The 18,837-nt window shown below is 70.6% G+C and carries 17 protein-coding genes and 1 pseudogene; 7 read left to right on the forward strand and 11 right to left on the reverse strand.

All coding sequences use genetic code 11. The features are described from left to right. Positions 1 to 221: pseudogene (locus FL311_RS12430) on the forward strand (IS5/IS1182 family transposase); the annotation flags it as partial. Between the two features lie 18 nt (positions 222 to 239). On the opposite strand, the gene FL311_RS12435 reads toward FL311_RS12430, so the two are convergent. Next, positions 240 to 1,205, reverse strand: coding sequence for an aldo/keto reductase (locus FL311_RS12435; protein ID WP_141325247.1), 966 nt, complete (start codon positions 1,203 to 1,205; stop codon positions 240 to 242). 253 nt (positions 1,206 to 1,458) lie between these two features. Here FL311_RS12435 and sppA point away from each other — a divergent pair, with 253 nt between their 5' ends. Both sppA and FL311_RS12445 read left to right on the forward strand, forming a co-directional pair. Beyond that, on the forward strand, positions 1,459 to 3,252 hold the full coding sequence (gene sppA / locus FL311_RS12440; protein WP_141325248.1) for a signal peptide peptidase SppA: 1,794 nt from the start codon (positions 1,459 to 1,461) through the stop codon (positions 3,250 to 3,252). Between the two features lie 349 nt (positions 3,253 to 3,601). Then, positions 3,602 to 4,657, forward strand: a complete 1,056-nt coding sequence (locus FL311_RS12445) for a general secretion pathway protein GspE (protein WP_141325249.1) — start codon at positions 3,602 to 3,604, stop codon at positions 4,655 to 4,657. Between the two features lie 12 nt (positions 4,658 to 4,669). On the opposite strand, the gene FL311_RS12450 is transcribed toward FL311_RS12445, so the two are convergent. The 8 genes from FL311_RS12450 to rpmH form a co-directional block, all read right to left on the reverse strand. Next, entirely contained in the window at positions 4,670 to 5,281 is a 612-nt protein-coding gene (locus tag FL311_RS12450) for a Uma2 family endonuclease (protein ID WP_194869178.1), read from the reverse strand. Between the two features lie 78 nt (positions 5,282 to 5,359). Beyond that, positions 5,360 to 6,874, reverse strand: coding sequence for a tRNA modification GTPase (locus tag FL311_RS12455; RefSeq protein ID WP_141325250.1), 1,515 nt, complete (start codon positions 6,872 to 6,874; stop codon positions 5,360 to 5,362). A gap of 71 nt (positions 6,875 to 6,945) precedes the next feature. Then, positions 6,946 to 7,173: a hypothetical protein gene (locus tag FL311_RS12460; protein ID WP_015353650.1), complete on the reverse strand. Its 228-nt coding sequence runs from the start codon at positions 7,171 to 7,173 to the stop codon at positions 6,946 to 6,948. Positions 7,174 to 7,181: 8 nt separating this feature from the next. Then, positions 7,182 to 7,910 carry a hypothetical protein gene (locus tag FL311_RS12465; RefSeq protein ID WP_228556836.1) on the reverse strand — a complete coding sequence of 243 codons (729 nt, stop codon included), beginning with the start codon at positions 7,908 to 7,910 and terminating at the stop codon, positions 7,182 to 7,184. 47 nt (positions 7,911 to 7,957) lie between these two features. Then, positions 7,958 to 9,781 (reverse strand): membrane protein insertase YidC, encoded by a 1,824-nt coding sequence (yidC, locus tag FL311_RS12470; RefSeq protein ID WP_141325252.1) that lies wholly within the window; start codon positions 9,779 to 9,781, stop codon positions 7,958 to 7,960. A 48-nt stretch (positions 9,782 to 9,829) separates the two neighbouring features. Next, positions 9,830 to 10,048 carry a membrane protein insertion efficiency factor YidD gene (gene yidD / locus FL311_RS12475; RefSeq protein WP_046717246.1) on the reverse strand — a complete coding sequence of 73 codons (219 nt, stop codon included), beginning with the start codon at positions 10,046 to 10,048 and terminating at the stop codon, positions 9,830 to 9,832. Next, the gene (gene rnpA / locus FL311_RS12480) at positions 10,045 to 10,467 is read right to left on the reverse strand and encodes a ribonuclease P protein component (protein ID WP_046717247.1); all 423 of its coding nucleotides are present in this window, start codon (positions 10,465 to 10,467) and stop codon (positions 10,045 to 10,047) included. Before rnpA ends, yidD begins: the two co-directional genes overlap by 4 nt. 12 nt (positions 10,468 to 10,479) lie before the next feature. After that, positions 10,480 to 10,632: a 50S ribosomal protein L34 gene (rpmH, locus tag FL311_RS12485; RefSeq protein WP_015353655.1), complete on the reverse strand. Its 153-nt coding sequence runs from the start codon at positions 10,630 to 10,632 to the stop codon at positions 10,480 to 10,482. A 520-nt stretch (positions 10,633 to 11,152) separates the two neighbouring features. On the opposite strand from rpmH, the gene dnaA reads away from it, so the two are divergent. Then, positions 11,153 to 12,505 carry a chromosomal replication initiator protein DnaA gene (dnaA, locus tag FL311_RS12490; protein WP_141325253.1) on the forward strand — a complete coding sequence of 451 codons (1,353 nt, stop codon included), beginning with the start codon at positions 11,153 to 11,155 and terminating at the stop codon, positions 12,503 to 12,505. A 78-nt stretch (positions 12,506 to 12,583) separates the two neighbouring features. Beyond that, entirely contained in the window at positions 12,584 to 14,314 is a 1,731-nt protein-coding gene (locus FL311_RS12495) for a HEAT repeat domain-containing protein (RefSeq protein ID WP_141325254.1), read from the forward strand. A gap of 11 nt (positions 14,315 to 14,325) precedes the next feature. Here FL311_RS12495 and FL311_RS12500 read toward each other — a convergent pair whose 3' ends face one another. Both FL311_RS12500 and FL311_RS12505 read right to left on the reverse strand, forming a co-directional pair. After that, positions 14,326 to 14,805: a DUF2267 domain-containing protein gene (locus FL311_RS12500; protein ID WP_141325255.1), complete on the reverse strand. Its 480-nt coding sequence runs from the start codon at positions 14,803 to 14,805 to the stop codon at positions 14,326 to 14,328. A gap of 114 nt (positions 14,806 to 14,919) precedes the next feature. After that, positions 14,920 to 15,720 (reverse strand): B-box zinc finger protein, encoded by an 801-nt coding sequence (locus tag FL311_RS12505; protein WP_141325256.1) that lies wholly within the window; start codon positions 15,718 to 15,720, stop codon positions 14,920 to 14,922. Positions 15,721 to 15,907: 187 nt separating this feature from the next. On the opposite strand from FL311_RS12505, the gene FL311_RS12510 reads away from it, so the two are divergent. Next, entirely contained in the window at positions 15,908 to 17,314 is a 1,407-nt protein-coding gene (locus FL311_RS12510; RefSeq protein WP_141325257.1) for a pitrilysin family protein, read from the forward strand. After that, the gene (locus FL311_RS12515) at positions 17,314 to 18,828 is read left to right on the forward strand and encodes an insulinase family protein (protein WP_141325258.1); all 1,515 of its coding nucleotides are present in this window, start codon (positions 17,314 to 17,316) and stop codon (positions 18,826 to 18,828) included. The genes FL311_RS12510 and FL311_RS12515 overlap by 1 nt, the downstream gene beginning before the upstream one ends. The last annotated feature ends 9 nt before the right edge of the window (positions 18,829 to 18,837 follow it).

Here is an 18,837-nt window from a genome sequence, read left to right on the forward strand (position 1 = left end):
ACGAGCGGCTCCAGAAGCGCCTTCGCTCACGTCTGCAGTCGCGCGCAGGCCGTGCACAACTCCGCGAGCGTGTCGGTGTCGAGCATCGCCTGGCACATCTCGCCAACCGCCAGGGCCCGAAGGCCCGATATCGAGGCACGCGCCGCAACCTCTTTGACCTCAGGCGACTCGCCGCCGTCCAAAACCTTGAGGTCGCCGCTCGCTACCAGCGCGCGGCGTGACCTAACCTGTTCGGCGCTCTAGGGCGCGCGAGGTCCCCGGAAGAAGTCCTCGATTTCGCGCACCTCGTCCGTGGTGAGACGGAAGTCCCCCGCCTGGATGAAGCCATCCACCTGCTCGGCGCTGCGCGCACCGACGATGGCGCCAGTGACGACGGGGGCTCGCAGCGTCCACGCGATGGCCACCTCCGCGGGCGAGCGCCCATGTCGCTGGCCCACCTTCCGGAGCAGCTCCACCAGTTCCAGGTTGCGCGTCAGCTTCGGCTCCTGGAAGTCGGAGCTCTTGCGGCGCCAGTCGTCCTGGGGGAAGGCCGCCACGCGCTCGCGGGTCATCGCGCCCGTCAGCAGGCCGGAGGCCATGGGCGAATAGGCGATGACGCCGATGCCGTGCTGCTCACAGAAGGGCAGGGTGTCCTTCTCGATGTCGCGGTGGATGAGGGAGTAGGGCGGCTGGAGTGACGTCGGAGGCGCGATGCCCCGGATGCGCTCGAGCTGCTTCGCATCGAAGTTGCTCACGCCCGCCCAACGAATCTTCCCCTCGCGCTTCAGTGCCTCCATCGCCTTCCAGCCCTCCTCAATCTCCTCCAGCGACTCCACCGGCCAGTGGAACTGGTACAGGTCGATGGCGTCCACCTTCAGCCGGCGCAGCGAGGCCTCACACTCGCGGCGCACCGAGTCCGCCTTGAGCACCTTGGAGATGCGCCCCTGCGCGTCCCAGACCATGCCGCACTTGGTGAAGACATACGGCCGCTGACTCCGGCCCTCGAGGGCGCGCGCGACCACCTCCTCCGAGTGCCCCAGTCCATACACCGCGGCGGTGTCTATCCAGTTGATGCCCGAGTCCAGCGCCCGCCGGATGGCCTCGATGGACTTCGCGTCGTCCTGCGAGCCCCAGCCGAACTGCCAACCGCCCCCTCCAATGGCCCAGGCCCCGAAGCCCAGGGGGGTGATGTCCAGGTCGGATGACCCCAGCTTCCGCTTCCGCATGCGCTCCTCCAAGTCTCGTACGGGCCCGCACCCGGGCTCAGGCAGCCTGTCACCTCGGGGCCCCTGGAAGAATGGGGATGCGCGGTCCGGGAGGCGCGGGTCCGGGACGAGCGCCCCGTCGCCCGGCCCCTGGAATGTCGCTCGGACGGCGGGGTGACACGAAGCGGCGTGCAAGCACCGGCGCGCTGGCCCGTTAAGTAGTAAGGACCGCTGCAGGATTCGAGTCCCTTGCGCGGACCAGGAGCTTCCTCGGATGAAACGCTTTCTCATCGGCGCGCTGGCCTTCATCGGCGCGATGTCCGTCCTCTTCGTGTTGGGCCTGGTGGCCCTGGTGGTGCTCGCGTCCTCGAGCCGCCCCAGCGTGCCGTCCAACCTCGTGTTGGAGCTGGACCTGTCGCAGCCGCTCGCGGAGAACGTCTCCGCCGACTCGCTGGCCGGGGCCTTCGGCGAGGACCCGCTCACCGTGCGCGACGTGGTGGATGCGCTGGAGAAGGCGGGAGAGGACTCACGGGTGAAGTCGCTGGTGGTGCGCGTGGGCACCAGCCCCGGCAGCCCCGCGACGACGCAGGAGGTGCGCGACGCGGTGAAGGCGTTCCGCGCCAAGGGCAAGAAGGCCATCGCCTACACGGACTCGTTCGGCGAGGAGGGCAACGCGACGGGCGCGTACTACTTCGCGTCGGCCTTCGATGAAATCTACATGCAGCCGTCCGGCAGCGTGAATGTCATCGGCCTCGCGTTCGAGACGCCCTTCGCGCGCGACGCGCTGGCGAAGCTGGGCGTCAAGCCGCGCTTCGACAAGCGCTACGAGTTCAAGAACGCGGTCAACAGCTACACGGAGCAGGGCTACACGCCCGAGCACCTGCTGGCCACGGAGCGCTTCGCGGGCAGCCTCTACGGGCAGATGGTGCGCGGCATCGCCGAGGGGCGCGGGCTGAAGGAGGAGGAGGTGCGCGCGCTCATCGACCGGGCGCCGCTGCTCGCGCCGGAGGCGGTGGACGGCAAGCTGCTCAACGGGCTGCTCTACCGCGACGAGGTCTACGCCGCGCAGAAGGCCGCCGCGGGCGAGGGCGCGGAGCTGCTGTACGTGAAGAAGTACCTGGAGCGCGCGGGCCGGCCGAACACCACGGGCGACACCATCGCGCTCGTCCACGGCGTGGGTACCATCTCGCGCGGCCGGAGCGACTCCAGCCCGTTCGGGGAGCAGGCGCTCGGCGGCGACAGCGTGGCGGCGGCGCTGCGCAAGGCGGCGCAGGACTCGCAGGTGAAGGCCATCATCTTCCGCGTGGACAGTCCGGGCGGCAGCTACGTGGCCAGCGACACGGTGCGCCGCGAGGTGCAGCGCGCTCGCGAGGCGGGCAAGCCCGTCATCGCCACCATGGGCACGTACGCGGCCAGCGGCGGCTACTACTTCGCCATGGACGCGGACAAGATTGTCGCCCAGCCCGGCACGCTCACGGGCAGCATTGGCGTGTACACGGGCAAGTTCGTCACCGACGGCTTCTGGGAGAAGCTGGGCGTCAACTTCGACACGGTGGCCTTCGGCAAGAACGCCACGCTGGCCAGCTCGGACGCCGACTACACGCCGGAGCAGCAGGCGCGCGTGGACGCGGAGCTGGACCGCATCTACACGGACTTCACCACGCGCGCGGCGAGCGCCCGGAAGATGCCGGTGGAGAAGCTGCAGGGCCTGGCCAAGGGCCGCGTGTGGACGGGCGAGGACGCGCTGGAGAACGGCCTGGTGGACGCGCTCGGCGGCTACCCCAAGGCGCTGGAGCTGGCGCGCGAGGCCGCCAAGCTCCCCGCCGACGCCAAGGTCCGGGTCGAGGAGTACCCGCGCAAGAAGAGCCCCGCGGAGGTGCTGTCCTCCATGCTGGGGGAGACGGGTGACAACAGCGACGACGAGGCCTCCGCCACCACGTCACTCTCGACGCCGTGGGCGCCGCTGGTGAAGGCCACGCGCGTGGTGCACGAGGTGGGCGTGCGCATGGGTGTCTTCGCACCCGAGCGCGGCTCGCTCCACGCGCCGATGCCCCAGACGCGCTGGTAGTCGTCCGCGACCTGCCAGGACATGTCCGCGCGTGCCGCATGGACGCGCGGGCGTGGTGGCTGGACGCTTGGGTTGCCGAGGTGTGTGAGTCCTTCCCGCCTCGGCGCGTCCGCCCGTCACCGCGACAGACCTTTCGTGGACGTGCTCCGTTTCAATTCGAGACGTGACGGCGCGTCATGACGGGTGGGGCATCGGGCCCCTTCCTTGCAGATGTCGCGGACGTGGAACCATCTGTCGCGGCGGAGGAAGCCGCGCGGGTGGTGCGGGCGTAGAGAACACTCAAGTTTCCGGGACGCATGCGTTCCCAGGGGCAGGGGGCCGCCGTGGGGGGCCTGAGGAGCAAGGCATCATGAAGAAGCGACTGGGGGACATCCTGCTCGAGCGCGGGATGATGGATGCGCTGCAGCTCCACTCCGCGTTGGCGTACCAGCGCAAGTGGGGGGTTCCGCTCGGGCAGGTGGTGGTGGACCAGCGCTTCTGCACGGCGCGGCAGGTGTTGGAGGCGCTGGCGGAGCAGGAGGGGATGCAGACGGTGGACCTGGACGCGCAGCCTCCCGAGGCGGCCCTGGCGCGCCTGATTCCGGAGCGGGTGGCGGAGACACACCGCGTGGTGCCGCTGCGGCTGGAGGGACACGCTCCCCGCGACACGCTGGTGGTGGCCATCGCCGCGCCGGCGAGCCTGGCGTCGGTGGACGCGGTGAAGAGCGTGACGGGGCGGACGCGGGTGGTGGCGAGGCTGGCCACGGACGCATCCATCCGCCGCGCCATCGGCCGGATGTACCGGGGTGAGACGGAGGTCGCGCCCCGTCGTCCTGGCATGGAGGGCTTCTCCCTGCCGGAGGCGGACGAGCAGATGCCCATGGTGCTCAGCGGCAGCATGGCGGAGCTGACGAACATGGCGCCGCCCGTGGTGCCCTCCGAGGGTGAGCTGCCCTTGTTGTCCTCGCTGGAGGAGGAGACGGCGCGGCCCCGGCCCGTGGTGGCGGCGGTGCCTCGGCCTCGCACGCCGTCCCAGACGAAGCTGCCCACGGTGACGGCGGCGCCCGCGGAGGCGCTGGCGCAGGTGCTGGTGTACGGCTGGGGCGCTCAGGCGGCGTCGGGGCTGGTGCGGGTGCTGACGGGGGCGGGCTTCACCGCGCGGGTGGCGAGCACCGAGGAGCTCCTGGCGTCGAGCGAGACGCAGGTGGTGGTGGCGCCGCTGCCGTCGCTGGAGGCGCTGGGCCGGAGGGTGGGCGCGCAGGTAGTGGCCGCGGGCAAGACGCCCGAGGTGGACCTGCCCCGGGCGCAGGCGGTGGGAGCGCGGGGCTTCGTGGCCGCGCCCGTGGACGCGGAGCTGCTGCTCAGGACGGTGCGTCGACTGGCCAGTGCGCCCGTCGACGCCACGTTTCTCAGGCGCGCCAGCTGAGGCGCGCGGACCTCACGGCACCGCGGAGAGCATCGCGGAGACGTTGCCCAGGGAGGACTCGGGGAGCCACAGCGACTCGAGCTCCACGGGGGCGGAGGTGAAGGGCTCGGCGCGCACGAGCGCGTCCGAGTCGTAGCAGCCGGTGAGGAGCCAGCCTCGCTTGACGCGCTGGTAGGTCTCCAGCGTGCGCGCGGCCGGGTCCACCAGCCAGACGTGGGAGACGCCCTGGCGCGCGTAGAGGGGCAGCTTGCGCGTGCGGTCCAGGGCGACGGTGGACGGGGCGAGCACCTCGCAGACCCAGTCCGGCGCCAGGGTGAGGAAGGGCACGTCCGGGTCGAGGGGGGACGACACCCGGTCGCGGCGCCAACCCGCCACGTCGGGCACGAGCACGTCGTGGCCAAGGCGCAGCTCGGGGGCGCGCAGGAAGCACCAGCGTCCGCTGCCACCCCGGCGCCGGTCGAGTTGTTCACCCAGCTCCACGCCCAGCATGAAGGCGGCGCGGGTTTGAGCGGGCGTCAGCCTGGGAGAAGCCACGAGCTCCTCGTCCAGTATCTCTCCGACCCAGCCCGCGGGCAGGGCCTGGAGCATGGAGTGGTTCGCCAGGTGGATGATGCCTTCCGTCACAGCGCCTCCGAAAGTGCGGCGGTTGAGGGCGGCATTCTAGGGAGGGGTCTGACACGGCCTGGGCCGTGCGGCGGCGCGTCACTTTCCGATGCAGAAGCGCTGGAAGATTGCGTCGATGAGCGCCTCGGACGCGGAGGTTCCGGACACTTCACCGAGGGCTTCCAGGGAGAGGGCCACCTCGCCGGAGACGACCTCCAGGGTGGACAGGCGCGACGCGGACTCCGCGCGGGACAGCGCCTCGGAGGCGCGACGCAGGGCATCGGCGTGACGCTCGGACACGAGGGCGACCGCCGAGGGCGTGCCGCCGCCCCACAGTCGTGAGAGGAGCGCTTCACGCAGGGTGTCCACGCCCTCGCCCGTGAGTCCGCTGACGCGGAGGCGGGGTGGGGCGCCCCAGGGCGCATCCGCTTCGGACGTGACAATCGATGCGCTCGTGGCAGGAGCTCCCGGAGTCGAACTCGACTCGGACGACGCGGTGCCCGCTGACTCCAGGACAGTGCTGGCACGGGTACGTGGGGCCTTGGCCCTCGAAGCGTCCGAGTGCACATCCGCGACGCGCACCTCGGGCATCACCGAGGACCGCGCCTCGACATCGCACTTGCCGTCGATGCGCAGCACGGGCGTGGCACCGGCCTCCGCGAGCCAGCGCTCCGCATCCGCCTCGGCCGTCCCCGGCGGCAACACCAGCACCGCCAGGTCCACGCCCGAGAGCAGCTCCCGCGTGCGCGCGATTCCGAGCGCCTCCACGCGGCCCGGCGTCTCGCGCAGGCCCGCGGTGTCGAACAGCGTCACGCCCAGGCCGCTCCACTCGACGCGAGCCTCCAGCGCATCGCGCGTCGTCCCGGGTTCGTCGTCCACGAGCGCACGCGCCTCACCCACCAGCCGGTTGAACAGCGTGGACTTGCCCGCGTTCACCGGCCCGAACAACGCCACGCGCGCGCCCCGGCGCACCAGTCGGCCATGGCCCGCCTCGGCCATCAGCGCCTCCGCCTGTGCACGCAGCGCCTGGACTCGCGCCCCAGCGTCCTCGTCCGCGCCCTCGGCCTCGTCCGGGAAGTTGAGCACGCCCTCCAGGTCCGCGTGCAGCGCGCGCAGCGGCTCCTCCAGCGCGCGAACCCGCTCACTCAGCGCCCCGGACAACCCGGCCGCGGCCGCGCGCACGGCGGACTCCGAGTCCGCGGCCACCAGGTCCGCCACCGCCTCCGCGCGCGTCAGGTCGATGCGTCCGTTCAGGAACGCCCGCCGGGTGAACTCCCCCGGCGTCGCCAGCCGCGCGAGCCCGTCCTCCAGCGCGCGCGCCAACAAAAGCTGCAACAGACGCGGACTCCCATGCGCCTGCAGCTCCACCACGTCCTCACCGGTGAACGACGCCGGCGCCCGGAAGTACAGGAAGAGCCCTTCATCCAGCGCCCGCCCTTGCGCGTCCACGAAGGCCGCGAGGTACGCGTGACGCGGCGTCGGCTCCACGGGGATGCCCGGCGCCAGCCGACGGCCCACTTCCAGCGCGGCGGGGCCCGACAACCGGAGGATGCCCACTGCCCCCGCGGTGGGCGCGGTGGCCAGGGCGACGATGGTGGGGGAGACGGACGTCATGTCAGCGGAAAACCGGCGGCCGTTCGGCACGCTGACGGGGACTCGCATCCCCGGCAGCGCTCGAGCCAGACCTACCGAGGCCCCATCGGGGGCGTGGAGCCACGGGCGGCCTTCTCGACGGCCTCGCGGTTCTCCTCGATGTACTTCTCCACGGCCGCGTCCTCGATGTCCAGGTCCCGGAGCACGCCCGGGTAGACGAAGCGGAAGGCGGGGGACTCCTCATCGCCGCGCAGGCGGAAGCTCATCTTCAGCACCGCCGCGCCGTACAGCTTGTCCTTGAGACCCTTCGCCTTGCCCATGCACGCCCTCACGCGTCGAAGTCGTCCTCGTCATCGTCCGGCAGCAGGCTCCGCTTGGGCAGCGGCGCGGGCTTCTCCGGCGTGAACACCACTCGGCGGTTGCGGCCCTCACCCTCGGCCGCGACCTTCAACCCCACCACTCCTTCTACCGCCTTCAGCACCCGCGCGCGGTCCTCCTGCTTCATCGCGGCGAGCGCGTAGAAGCGCCCCAGGCTGGCGGACTTCTCCGCGAGCTTGCGGACCGCCTCTCGCAGCGCGGCATCCTCTTCGACCGCCAGCGTCCGCTCGTCCCCGTCCGCCTGTACCTTGGGCGCCGCCCCACGCTGCGCCTGGGCCTGGGAGGCCGCCCCACGCTGCGCCTGCTGCTTCGCCGGCGGGGGAGGCTGCGCCGCCTGCGCCTTGGGCGCAGGAGCCGCCGCCTGCTGCGCGGGGGCCTTCTCCGCCGCGGCCTGAGCCTGCTGCGGCTCGCGACGCTGCCGGGGCTCCGGGTGCGCGCCACAGCCCAGCACCACCCAGCGCCGGTCGACGCCCGGGCGGTGCAGCATCTTGTTGAGCAGGAACTGGAGCGAATCCAGCACCTGGCTGCGGCGGCCCTGCTCGACGCCGGGCGGAGGCCCCGCTTCGAAGTGCAGCGCGACGGACAGGCTGCCGTCCGCCGCGTCCTGCATGTCCAGGCGGGCCGGGAAGCCCATCAGGCCCAGGATGTCACCGAGGAGCTTCTCCACGCGGGGGCGCATCTCCGCGCCCCCGGCGACGGGAGCCTGCTGGGAAACCGGCTGCTCGCTCACTTGCGCTTTCCTCCCGCTGTCGCCACCGCCGGCGTACCCCCACCGGCCTGCGGCTTGTTGCGGTCCAACCACTTCCTCAGTCCGTACTGCTGCGCGATGGAGAAGATGTTGTTGGTGAAGATGTAGAGCGACAGACCCGCCGGGTACTGCAGCAGCGTCAGCGTGAAGATGCCGGGCACGAACCAGGTCATGATCTTCGCCTGGGTCGCATCCATCATCTGCGGCTGCATCTTCTGGGTGATGATCATCGACACGCCCAGCGCCAGGGGCAGCAGGTACGTGGGGTCCTTGTAGGTCAGGTCCCTCCAGATGGGGCCGAAGAAGGGCTCGCCGTACAGGTCGAAGCTGTTGCGCAGCGCCGTGAAGAGGGCGATCCAGACCGGCATCTGGATGAGCAGCGGGAGGCAGCCGCCGAGCGGGTTCACCTTCGCCTCCTGGTACAGCTTCATGATTTCGAGGTTCTGCTGCTCGCGGTTGTCCGCGAACTTCTTGCGAATCTCGTCCATGCGCGGCTGGAGCTTCTTCACCTCTTCCATGCTGACCATGGAGCGGTAGGTGAGCGGCAGCAGCACCAGCTTCACCACCACGGTCAGCAGGATGATGGCCACGCCCCAGTTGCCGGTGAGGCCGTGGAAGAACTTCATGATGCCGAGCAGAATCTTGCAGATGACGGCCCAGATGCCGAAGTCGACGGTGTCCTCGAGCTTCGGGTGGAAGGTCGCGTCACCCAGGCCCACGGCCTTGCGCAGCTCCGGCCCGGGCACCACGGCCATCAGGTCCGGGTCCTTGGGGCCCAGGTAGCCGCCGAGCTTCAGCGTCACCGTCTCACCCGCGGCCGCGCTCAGCGGGAAGGCCACGGAGACCTGACGCGCGGTGGGCGTGGCGGCGAGGATGCAGCGGCCAGGGCGCGGGCCCTCCAGCGGATAGAGCGCGGACAGGAAGTACTGCTGGTTGATGCCGAAGTAGTGAATCTGACCCTTGCTCTTCTCCACGTCGAGCGCGTCGTCGCCCGGGTTCATGTTGTGGAGCTTGTCATCCACCCAGCACGCGGAGCGGCTCAGGTTGCCCACGCCGCCGAAGAACGACGGCGCGTGCTCGAAGTTCGGGTCGATGGCGCGGCCGTAGTGCACCAAGAGCTCGCCGTTCTGCGCCTGGCCCGACGTGTTCTTCACCTGGATGGTGTACGTGAGCTCGAAGCCCTCCTTCGGCCACTGCAGCACCTTCACCACCTCCCACGGGCCCTGGCGGCCGGTGAAGGTGAGGGACTCCACGTCGCCGCCCGTCTTCTCGTCGACGGCGTAGGGGACGCTCGCGCCCAGCGGGCTCTGGCCCTCGATGGTGACGGACAGGGGCAGGGGCTGGTTGGGCACCGGCTGCGCCAGGTTCATCTGCGGCGCGGGGGGCACCTCCTTGCCGAGCAGCTGCTGGTAGCCCTGGGCCAGGGTCAGCGAGTGCTGCTCGCGCATCTTCACGCCCTGCAGCTCGGCGGACGTCAGGCCCGCGCCCACGGAGGAGAACCGGTACACGGACTCCTTGCGGTGCGAGTCCACCTGCCTGGCGGGCGGAGGCGGGGTGGCCTCGGCGACGGTGCCGCCCGGGGGAGGCGGGGTGCCATCACCCGGGGAGGGCTGCGCGGCCTGTGCGGGGGTGCCAGCGTCCTGCGTGCCTGCGGCCGCCACACCCGCGTCATCGGCGCCAGGGGCGGCCGGCGGGGGCGGGAACAGGAACATCCATCCGGCGGTGACCGCGAAGGAGAGCAGCAGGGCGACCAGCAGCCGCTTCTGGGAGTCGTTCGACTGGGGCGAGAGCGGATCGTTCATAAGGGTCCCTCCCCGCGGGGGAGGGTGCGGCAAGGGGTGAAGACCCCGTCAGGGCACCGGGTCGATGCCACCGGGGTGGAAGGGCTGGCAGCGCATCAGGCGCCACACGGTGAGCCAGGAACCCTTGAACCCTCCATGCTTTTCCAGCGCCTCCATGGCGTAGGTGGAGCACGAGGGATGGAAGCGGCACACCTTCGGGAGCAGCGGCCCCAGGAACCTCCGGTAGAACCGGATGGGCAGCGAGATGACGAAGGCGAGCGGGCTCATCGGGGAGGCTCCTTCGGCTTCGGCTCGGCGGCCGGCGGGAGCCGCTGCAGCTTACGGGTGACACCGTCGAAGGCGCGCGACAGCGCCACGAAAGAGGCCTCCTTCGCGGATGAGCGCGCCACCAACACTACGTCCAGGCCCTGGGGCCATTGCGTGCGCCGCTTGCGGAACAGCTCCCGCAGCACACGCCTCAGGCGCGCTCGCACCACCGCGTTTCCCACCTTGCTCGACACGGTGAGGCCAACACGGGAGTACGCCCGGCCATTGCGCTTGTAGAGGGCGAGGAGGCAGTCGGAAGGGAGCTTCTGCCCGCCGTCCTGCACCTCGAGGAACTCACGCCTGCTGAGCAGGCGAAGGGCCTTGGGGAAGCGCTGGTCTGCCGGGCCCTCTCGGCCCGGCGTCGCACCCTCGGCCCTCACACGCGGACTCGCTTACTTCTTCGCGGCCGACACGACCAGCCGCTTGCGGCCCTTCGCGCGGCGGCGCTTGAGGACATCGCGGCCGGACTTGGTTCCATTGCGCTTGCGGAACCCGTGGGTGCGGTTGCGGCGCAGCTTCGACGGCTGATACGTGCGCTTGGACACGGCTCGAACTCCTTGATGAGGGGTGGCGCCTCCTACGGCTTCGGCGCGACCTGAACTAGGGAAAGGGCCGGGTCCGTAACCCCATTTCCGGGGTAAGTCAACGGAGGACCACCAGGACCGCCCCCATTTTCCAGATCCAGGGAACGGATTCCAGTCCTCCCAATCCTCCCGCGAGCGCCCAGCCGCCCGGGTGGATCCATCCGAGGCGGCCGAGCATGCCTCCGTTCGATCAACCTGGGAGCGGATCCACACGCTCCTCCTGGAGGGCTCGCGGAGGGGCTCCGAGCGTTTTGCGTTCCGTACTCCCAGTCAACCCGGGAGGGCAGGGCCCCAGCGGTTGGGGGGAGGGGAGCGGATCCCCACAACGGCCCTGACTCGGCACGTCCGTTGCCGATTCGTGAGGTCCGGAAAAGATCCTTCAGCGGCGCCACTTTGGGTCGATAGCTTGATCCACCTGGACCCCTCTGTTAGCACCGCCGGACGCTCGCAGTCCCGCCCGCTTTGCACGGTTGAGACACACTTGAACGCCCTCGCCCAGGCCTCCGCCCCCCTTCCAAGTGCTGGAATTCTCTGGAACAAGTTGCTGGAGGCCATCCGTCAGGAGGGCCGTCAGTACGCGCTCCAGTGGTTGGACCGGGTGCGCGCGTTGGAGGTCCGCGACAACGCCCTCGTGCTGGGTGTCCCCGACCGCTTCTTCCGCGACTGGGTGGACGACCACTACCGCGGATTGCTCGAGGGACACCTGGCCCGGATGGGCGACGGCCTGTCCTCCGTGACCTATGAAGTCGTCGAGGGACTCGTCCCCGACCCCCAGTTTCCGCCCACACCCACCGTGAAGGTCAATGTGGGCCGTCCCTCGCGGCTCAACGGCCGGTTCACGTTCAGCACCTTCGTGGTGGCGGACAGCAACCAGCTGCCGGCGGCCGCGGCGCAGGCGGTGTCGGACAAGCCGGGTCACCACTACAACCCGCTCTACATCTACGGCGGCACGGGCCTGGGGAAGACGCACCTGCTGCAGGCGGTGGGCAACCACATCTGGGAGAAGGACCCCTCGCAGCGCGTGGTGTTCCTCTCCAGCGAGCAGTTCACCAACGAGTACGTGGAGAGCGTGCGCGAGCACCGCATGACCGACTTCCGGCGCAAGTTCCGGGAGGAGTGCGACGTGCTGCTCATCGACGACATCCAGTTCCTGGGCAAGCGCGAGGAGACGCAGAAGGAGTTCTTCTACACCTTCAACACGCTCTACGAGCTGGGCAAGGCCATCGTCCTCACGAGCGACACGGTGCCCGCGGAGATTCCGGGCCTGGAGGAGCGGCTGCGCAGCCGCTTCACCATGGGCCTGATGACGGACATCCGCGAGCCCACGTACGAGACGCGCGTGGCCATCCTCCAGAAGAAGGCGGTGGCGGAGAACCTGGACCTGCCGGACTCCGTGGCGCACTTCATCGCCAAGCACATCCAGAAGAACGTGCGCGAGCTCGAGGGCGCGCTGGTGAAGCTGTCCGCGGTGCACAGCCTGACGCGCCAGCCGGTGACGGAGGAGTTCGCCGCCGAGGTCCTCCGCGACATCCTCCCCGCCCAGCACGTGGTGGACGTGGAGGCCATCCAGCGCGAGGTGGCCCGCTTCTACAAGGTCACCGTGGAGTCGCTGAAGGAGGACCGCCGTCACAAGGCCCTGGCGCACGCGCGGCAGGTGGCCATGTACCTGAGCCGCAAGCTGACCAAGAGCTCCTTCCCTGAAATCGCGTCGCGCTTCAGCAAGGACCACTCGACGGTCATCTCCGCGGTGCGCAAGGTGGAGGGCCTGCGTGAGTCGGACCCCACCGTGAAGCGCGAGCTGGCGGAGCTGGAGCTGCGGCTCGGCGGGCACTGAGCGCCCACCCACCGTCGGCCACCGCGTCCCACACACGGTACGACCAGGAACGGCCCGCGCGCCCGTATCCCAGGTGCCGTGACCCCTCGACTCAAAGGCCTGCTGACCCTGCTCGCCGTGCTGGCGGTGGCGGGGCTGTGGAGTCTCGAGTCCGCCAGGGACGCTCCCCGTGCGCGGCCCTCACTCGCGCCCCTCCAGCCCGCACCGCGCTTCCCGCCGCCGCCCGTGCTGACGCCGTCCGTCATCCCGTTCGGGGTGAAGGGGGTGCGGCGGGTGCTGAAGACGGGGCTGACGCACCGCTACCGCTTCGACCTGGACACGCGGACGGCGGAGCAGCTCCCCGGCGCGGAGGCGGGGCGCACCTGGCGGCACTCCGGTTGGAGCGGAGAGGTCGCCGTGGCCTACGCGGGCACGGAGGGCGGGCAGCACTTCTTCGTGGCGCGGGTGAAGCCCACATGGGTGGAGGACGCGGAGCCGCTCGTGGAGGGGGCGCTGCGCGACTTCCGCGCCGACTTCGAGCCGCCCGTGTACGTGACGCAGGACGAGCGCGGACGGGTGGTGGCCGTGCACTTCGACCCGTCGGTGGGGGCACGTGCCCGAGGCTTCATGCGCAGGCTGGTGGCGGCGACCCAGTTCGTGGCGGAGGAGGGGCGCGCGTGGACCGCGGAGGAGGAGGACACCACGGGTGACTTCGAGGCGGAGTACCGCGCCGGAGGCAGCGCCCACACGTACGTGAAGACGAAGCGGCGCTACCTGCGCACGGCGGTGCCCGTGTGGGCGCCCTCGGGGCCTCGCGGGCCGGGGCTCGTCGTTCCGAGGCCGCGAGGGCACTGGGACTTCACGCTCGACGCGGAGGGGCTCGTGCGTGAGGTGACGGGCTCGGACGTGGTGGAGTCCGGAGGTGGCGCGACGGGGCTGCCGCTGGTGCGCATGGAGACGCGGGTGGCGATGACACACCTGGGCTCGGAGCAGCGCGCGGCGGGCACGCTGAAGGACTTCCATGCCGCGCGGTGGAACGCCGAGGTGCTCTCCGCGCCGGAGACCTCCCGGCCTTTTCCAGCGGATGAGGGAGGCGTGGAGCCACCCTCGTCGAAGTTGATTCAGATGCTGGCACGAGCCCTGGCGAAGCGGGAGCCCCTCTCACCGGAGCTGACCCACGCGTTGGCGCGGGACCTGACCGCGACGGCGGGGAGGGTGGAGCGGCCCTCCCTCGAGCTCGCTCGGGCACTCGCCCAGGCCGTGGGGATGACGACGGAGCCCGCGTTGAAGAGCGCGGTGGGACAGGCGTTCGGCGCCGTGGCGCGAGGCCTCGAACGCACCGAGCCTGCCCGCGCCGCCGAGCTCCTCGATGGATTGCTTCGCCGCTGTGAAGCCAGTCGACTGGACGCACGGGAGTGTCTGCACGTGCTGGCCCACACCGGCTCTTCCCGAGGAGAAGGCTACGCTCGCAAGTCGCTCGCGAACACCTCGCCCGAGGTGCGCGCCGCGGCGGCTCGGGCCCTGGGCGCCATGAAGGGCGCGAGCGTGGAGGCCCTGCTGGACGAGGTCCTCCTGACGGACAAGGACACCGCTGTCCGCGAGCAGGCCGCCGCCGTGATTTCCCAGCGCGTCTTGGGCCCGCATCTGCGCACGGTGGCGCAGTGCCTGCGCACGGAGCCCGAACCCCGCGTCCGCGCCGAGCTGGTGCGGATGCTGGGCCAGGTGCTCACCGTGGAGCCCCTGGCCCCCGAGCTGCTTCGCGACGTGGCCGCGCGCGATGACTCCGAGGACCTCCGTCGACTGGCCTCGTCACTGCTCGAGAAGCAGTAGTCCCCGGCCCCTCAGACGTCCGGAATCCACAGCGCGCGCAGGTCCGCGGGGAGCTGGCCCATCACGTCGTCGGCCTCGCCCTCGGAGATGTGCTCGCGCACCGTGACGAACACCGCGCGGCACAGCCGCTCCGCCTCGTTCGGCGTGGTGTCCAGGTCGTCCGCGACCCTCTGGACGAACTCCAGCATCTTGAACTTGCGAGGAGGCAGGCCCTCGTGTCGCGGGCAGCGCTGCAGCATGTCCCGGACCTTCTGGGGAAGCTGCGCCTCCAGGTGCTTCACCTCCCCGCCCATCAGTCGCTGCTCCAGCGTACAGAGCACCGACTCCGCCGCCCGCTCCGCGAGCGCCCGGTCGACGCCCGCCCTCGCCTCCAGGTCGCGGAGGAAGAACGCATACGTGCGCGACGTCCTCGACTCGTGCCGCTTCGCGCGCAGCTCCTCGCTCGCACGCCTGTCCGCCTGCTGCTGTTGCCCCTCGGTTTCATTCGCCATGTCGTGGCCCTCCCTTCCTCCTCACCGTGACCACCGGCGGAGAGGAAGACACGGGACCTCCGCCCTTCGCCGGGGCGACATGCCAGGGCGCGGACGCACGGCGCGCCCGCTCCCTCAGGGCCAGTCGGCGAACACCCGGTCGAACACGACCTGCAACACCGGCCGCCACAGCACCAGCCCCCACAGCGCAATCGCGCCCAGCCCCAGCGCGATGCCCGCCAGCGCCTGCCCCCTGCGCCCGATGGGCGGCCTCGCATTGGCATCCACCGCCCGCAGGCCGAGGACGCCGAGCACCAACGCCATGGGCACCATCAACGGGAAGAACACCGACGAAATCCCCGCGGACAAGGCATGCCGCGCCAGCGGGTTGTTCACCTGGAGGTTCCACAGCCGCCGCAAATCCTTCTCGGACACCTCCACGCGGAAGAAGAGCCGGGTGCGCGTGTCGAGGAAGATCTGCAGCGAGGAGATGAACATCAGGAACGCGGCCACCAGCGCCCCCGGGCCATACAGCGACGTGGCCCAGAGCCCTCCGACGACGGGCGTGAGCACCAGGCCCGGCCTCGCCCACGACTGCCCCAGGAAGAACGCCACGCCCACGCCCACGGCGCCGAGCAGCAACGGCACCAGCCTCCACTCCTCCAGGTACATGGCCAGCGCCGCCAGGCCGACGAGCAGCAGCGTGCCGCCCGCCACCGTCCACGCATTCGCGTCACGCTGGCCCCAGCGCTCCTGGCGGAAGACCTCCAGGTAGTTCACCTCCGGGCGGGCCGCGCAGGTGGCGCAATACAGCACGCCCATCACCCACGTCGCGCACGTGTCACAGGTGAACGCGCCACAGCGCTGACAGGTCGCCCCCGCTTCCTCCTCGGGGTGGACCGCGCAGCGGGGCACGACACCGACGGAGGAGACCATGGCCCCAGTGTGACACGACGGGCCGGACAGCGCGGCCACGAGTCACGCCGCACCTCGCCCCGCCCTCAACAGTTGCCGCCTTCCCCCCATTCCCCCGGTCATTCCTTGCCCACGCCCCGAGGCACGCGTGCTAAGCGCGAGAGGTGATTCCCTGGCACGAAAAGCCCCCGGAGGAACCTTGTCCCGAATGAAGGCCCTCGTCGCCGCAGCCCTCGTCCTGTTCGGGCTCCCGGCGCTCGCCCAATCCCCTCAAGAGGCGAAGCCGTTGGAGCCCGGGCGCGAAGCGCTCGCCATCCCCTACGAGAAATACACCCTGCCCAACGGACTGGAGGTCATCCTGTCCGTGGACCGCAAGCTGCCCGTCGTCTCCGTCAACGTCTGGTACCACGTGGGCGCCTACCACGAGCAGCCCGGCCGCACCGGCTTCGCCCACCTGTTCGAGCACATGATGTTCCAGGGCTCGCGCAACGTGGCCGACGACGTGCACATCTCCATGCTGGAGCAGCTGGGCGCCACCGACCTCAACGGCACCACCAGCTTCGACCGCACCAACTACTTCGAGACGGTGCCCACCCACCACCTGGAGACCGCCCTCTGGCTGGAGAGCGACCGCATGGGCTTCCTGCTCGATGCGATGACGCCCGAGAAGCTGGCCACCCAGAAGGAAGTGGTCAAGAACGAGCGTCGTCAGGGCACCGAGGCCGCGCCGTACGGCCTGGCCCGCGAGGCCGCGTGGCACGCGCTCTTCCCGCTGCCGCACCCGTACCACGGGGACGTCATCGGCTCGATGAAGGACCTGGACGCCGCCACGCTGGACGACGTGAAGGACTTCTTCCGCAAGTGGTACGCGCCCTCCAACGCCACGCTCGCCGTCGTGGGTGACTTCGACGTGGCGAAGACCAAGGCCCTCATCGAGAAGTACTTCGGCTCGCTGCCCAGCCACCCCAAGCCCACGCGGCCCACCGTCGCGCCGGTGAAGCTCACCAAGCCCGTGGTCATCCGCCACGAGGAGCGCATCGCGCAGCTGCCGCTGCTCTCCATGCAGTGGCTGACGCCCGCGTACTTCGAGCAGGGCGACGCCACCGCGGACGTGCTCGCCACGGCCCTGGGCACGGGCAAGGCCAGCCGGCTGTACCGCCGCCTCGTGCTGGACAAGCAGCTGGCGCAGAGCGTGGACGTGACGCAGCAGAGCCAGGGCGCGCAGTCGGTCTTCACGCTCAACGTGGTGGCCCGGCCCGGCGTGTCCACGGACACGCTCCAGAAGGAAGTGGACGCGGTGCTGGACGACGTGCGCAAGAACGGCATCTCCGCCGAGGAGATCCAGCGCGCGCGCACCCGCTTCGACACGCGCACGCTCGCGGGGCTGCAGTCCATCGGCGGCTTCGGCGGCAAGGCGGACGTGCTCCAGAGCTACAACCACTTCGTCGGCGAGCCCAGCTACGTGGCGCAGGATTTGTCGCGCTACGAGACGGTGACGCCGGAGGCGGTGAAGCAGTTCGCCCAAGAGACCCTGAGCCCTGATTCACGCGTCATCCTCCACGCCGTGCCGCCCGCCCGGAAGCAGGCACCCGTCGAACCGAAGGAGCGCCGCTGATGCGCCGCCTCATCACCACCCTCGTCACCGTCTCCCTCGCCGGCTGCGCCAGCCAGCAGAAGCCCGCCGCCAGCGAGAATCCGGCCACCCCGCCCCAGGCCACGCAGCCCACGGCACCGGCGGACGCCGAGGCCTTCCGCGCGACGAAGCCCGAGCCGGGCAAGCCGCCGGAGCTGGTGCTGCCCAGCTTCCAGAAGGCCACGCTCGACAACGGGCTCACCGTGCTGGTGAGCACCCGGCGCGAGCTGCCGCTGGTGTTCGCGGGCATCACCTTCGCGGCGGGCAGCGCGCAGGACCCCGCGGGCAAGCAGGGCCTGGCGGACCTGACGTACCGCATGCTGCTGGAGGGCGCGGGCACCCGCGACACCGTGGCGCTGGACAACGCCTTCGGTGATTTGGGCGTGTCGCCCTTCCAGGATGTCGCCGCGGACGGCGCCCAGGTGGGCGTGCGCGTGCTGACGCGCAACGTGGACGCGGCGCTGGGGCTCTTGTCGGACGTGACGCTGCGGCCCACCTTCGCGCCCAAGGCCTTCGAGCGCAGGAAGAAGCAGCAACTGGCGGACCTGGTGCGCCGGCTGGGACAGCCCACCGCGCTGGGGCAGATTGTCTTCCTGTCGTCCGCCTTCGGCAGTGCGCACCCGTACGGCCACTCCGCGGCGGGCATGCCGGACACCGTGCAGGCGCTGTCGCTGGAGGACGTGCAGGGCTTCTACAAGAAGCACGTCGGCCCGGCAGCCGCGGCGCTGGTGATGACGGGCGACGTCACGCTGGACGAGGCGGTGGCCTACGCCAAGAAGCACTTCGGCACCTGGAAGTCGCAGGCCACGCTGCCGGCCGCGCCGCCCACGCCGAAGCTCGTGAACCGCGAGCAGGTGAACGTGGTGCCCAAGCCGGGCCTGGACCAGACGGTGGTCATCATGGGTCGGCCGGCCATCGCCGCGGGCAACCCGGATGAGTTCTCGCTGGAGCTGGCCACCACCGTGTTCGGCGGCTTCTTCGGCAGCCGGCTCAACATGAACCTGCGCGAGGACAAGGGCTACAGCTACGGCGCGGGCGCCAGCCTGGACCCGCGGCTGGGCGTGGGACCGCTCACGTCATATGCGTCGGTGCGCTCGGACGTGACGGGGCCCGCGGTGAAGGAGGCGATGGGTGAGGTGACGGGGCTGAAGTCGCGGCCCATCACCGAGAAGGAGCTGGAGGCCGCGCGCGAGGGCCTCATCCGCGCCTTCCCGGGCGCCTTCGAGTCGGTGGAGGGCCTGGGCTCCAGCGCGTCGCAGCTGTTCCGCAAGCGCCGGCCCATGGACGAGTTCAACCGCACCGTGGAGGGGCTGCGCACCGCCACCGCCGCGGACGTGCAGCGCGCGGCCGAGAAGTACCTGGACCCGGCCACGCTGCAAATCGTGCTCGTGGGTGACCCGCTCCTCATCCAGGAGCAGGTGTCGCCGCTCAACCTGGGCAAGCTCGTGCCCGTGGAGCCGGACACCCAGCCCGGCGTGACGCGCGCGGGGCCGTAGTCTCCAAGG

It is taken from the genome of Myxococcus sp. AB025B, from assembly GCF_006518215.1.
GTDB classification, from domain to species: domain Bacteria; phylum Myxococcota; class Myxococcia; order Myxococcales; family Myxococcaceae; genus Myxococcus; species Myxococcus fulvus.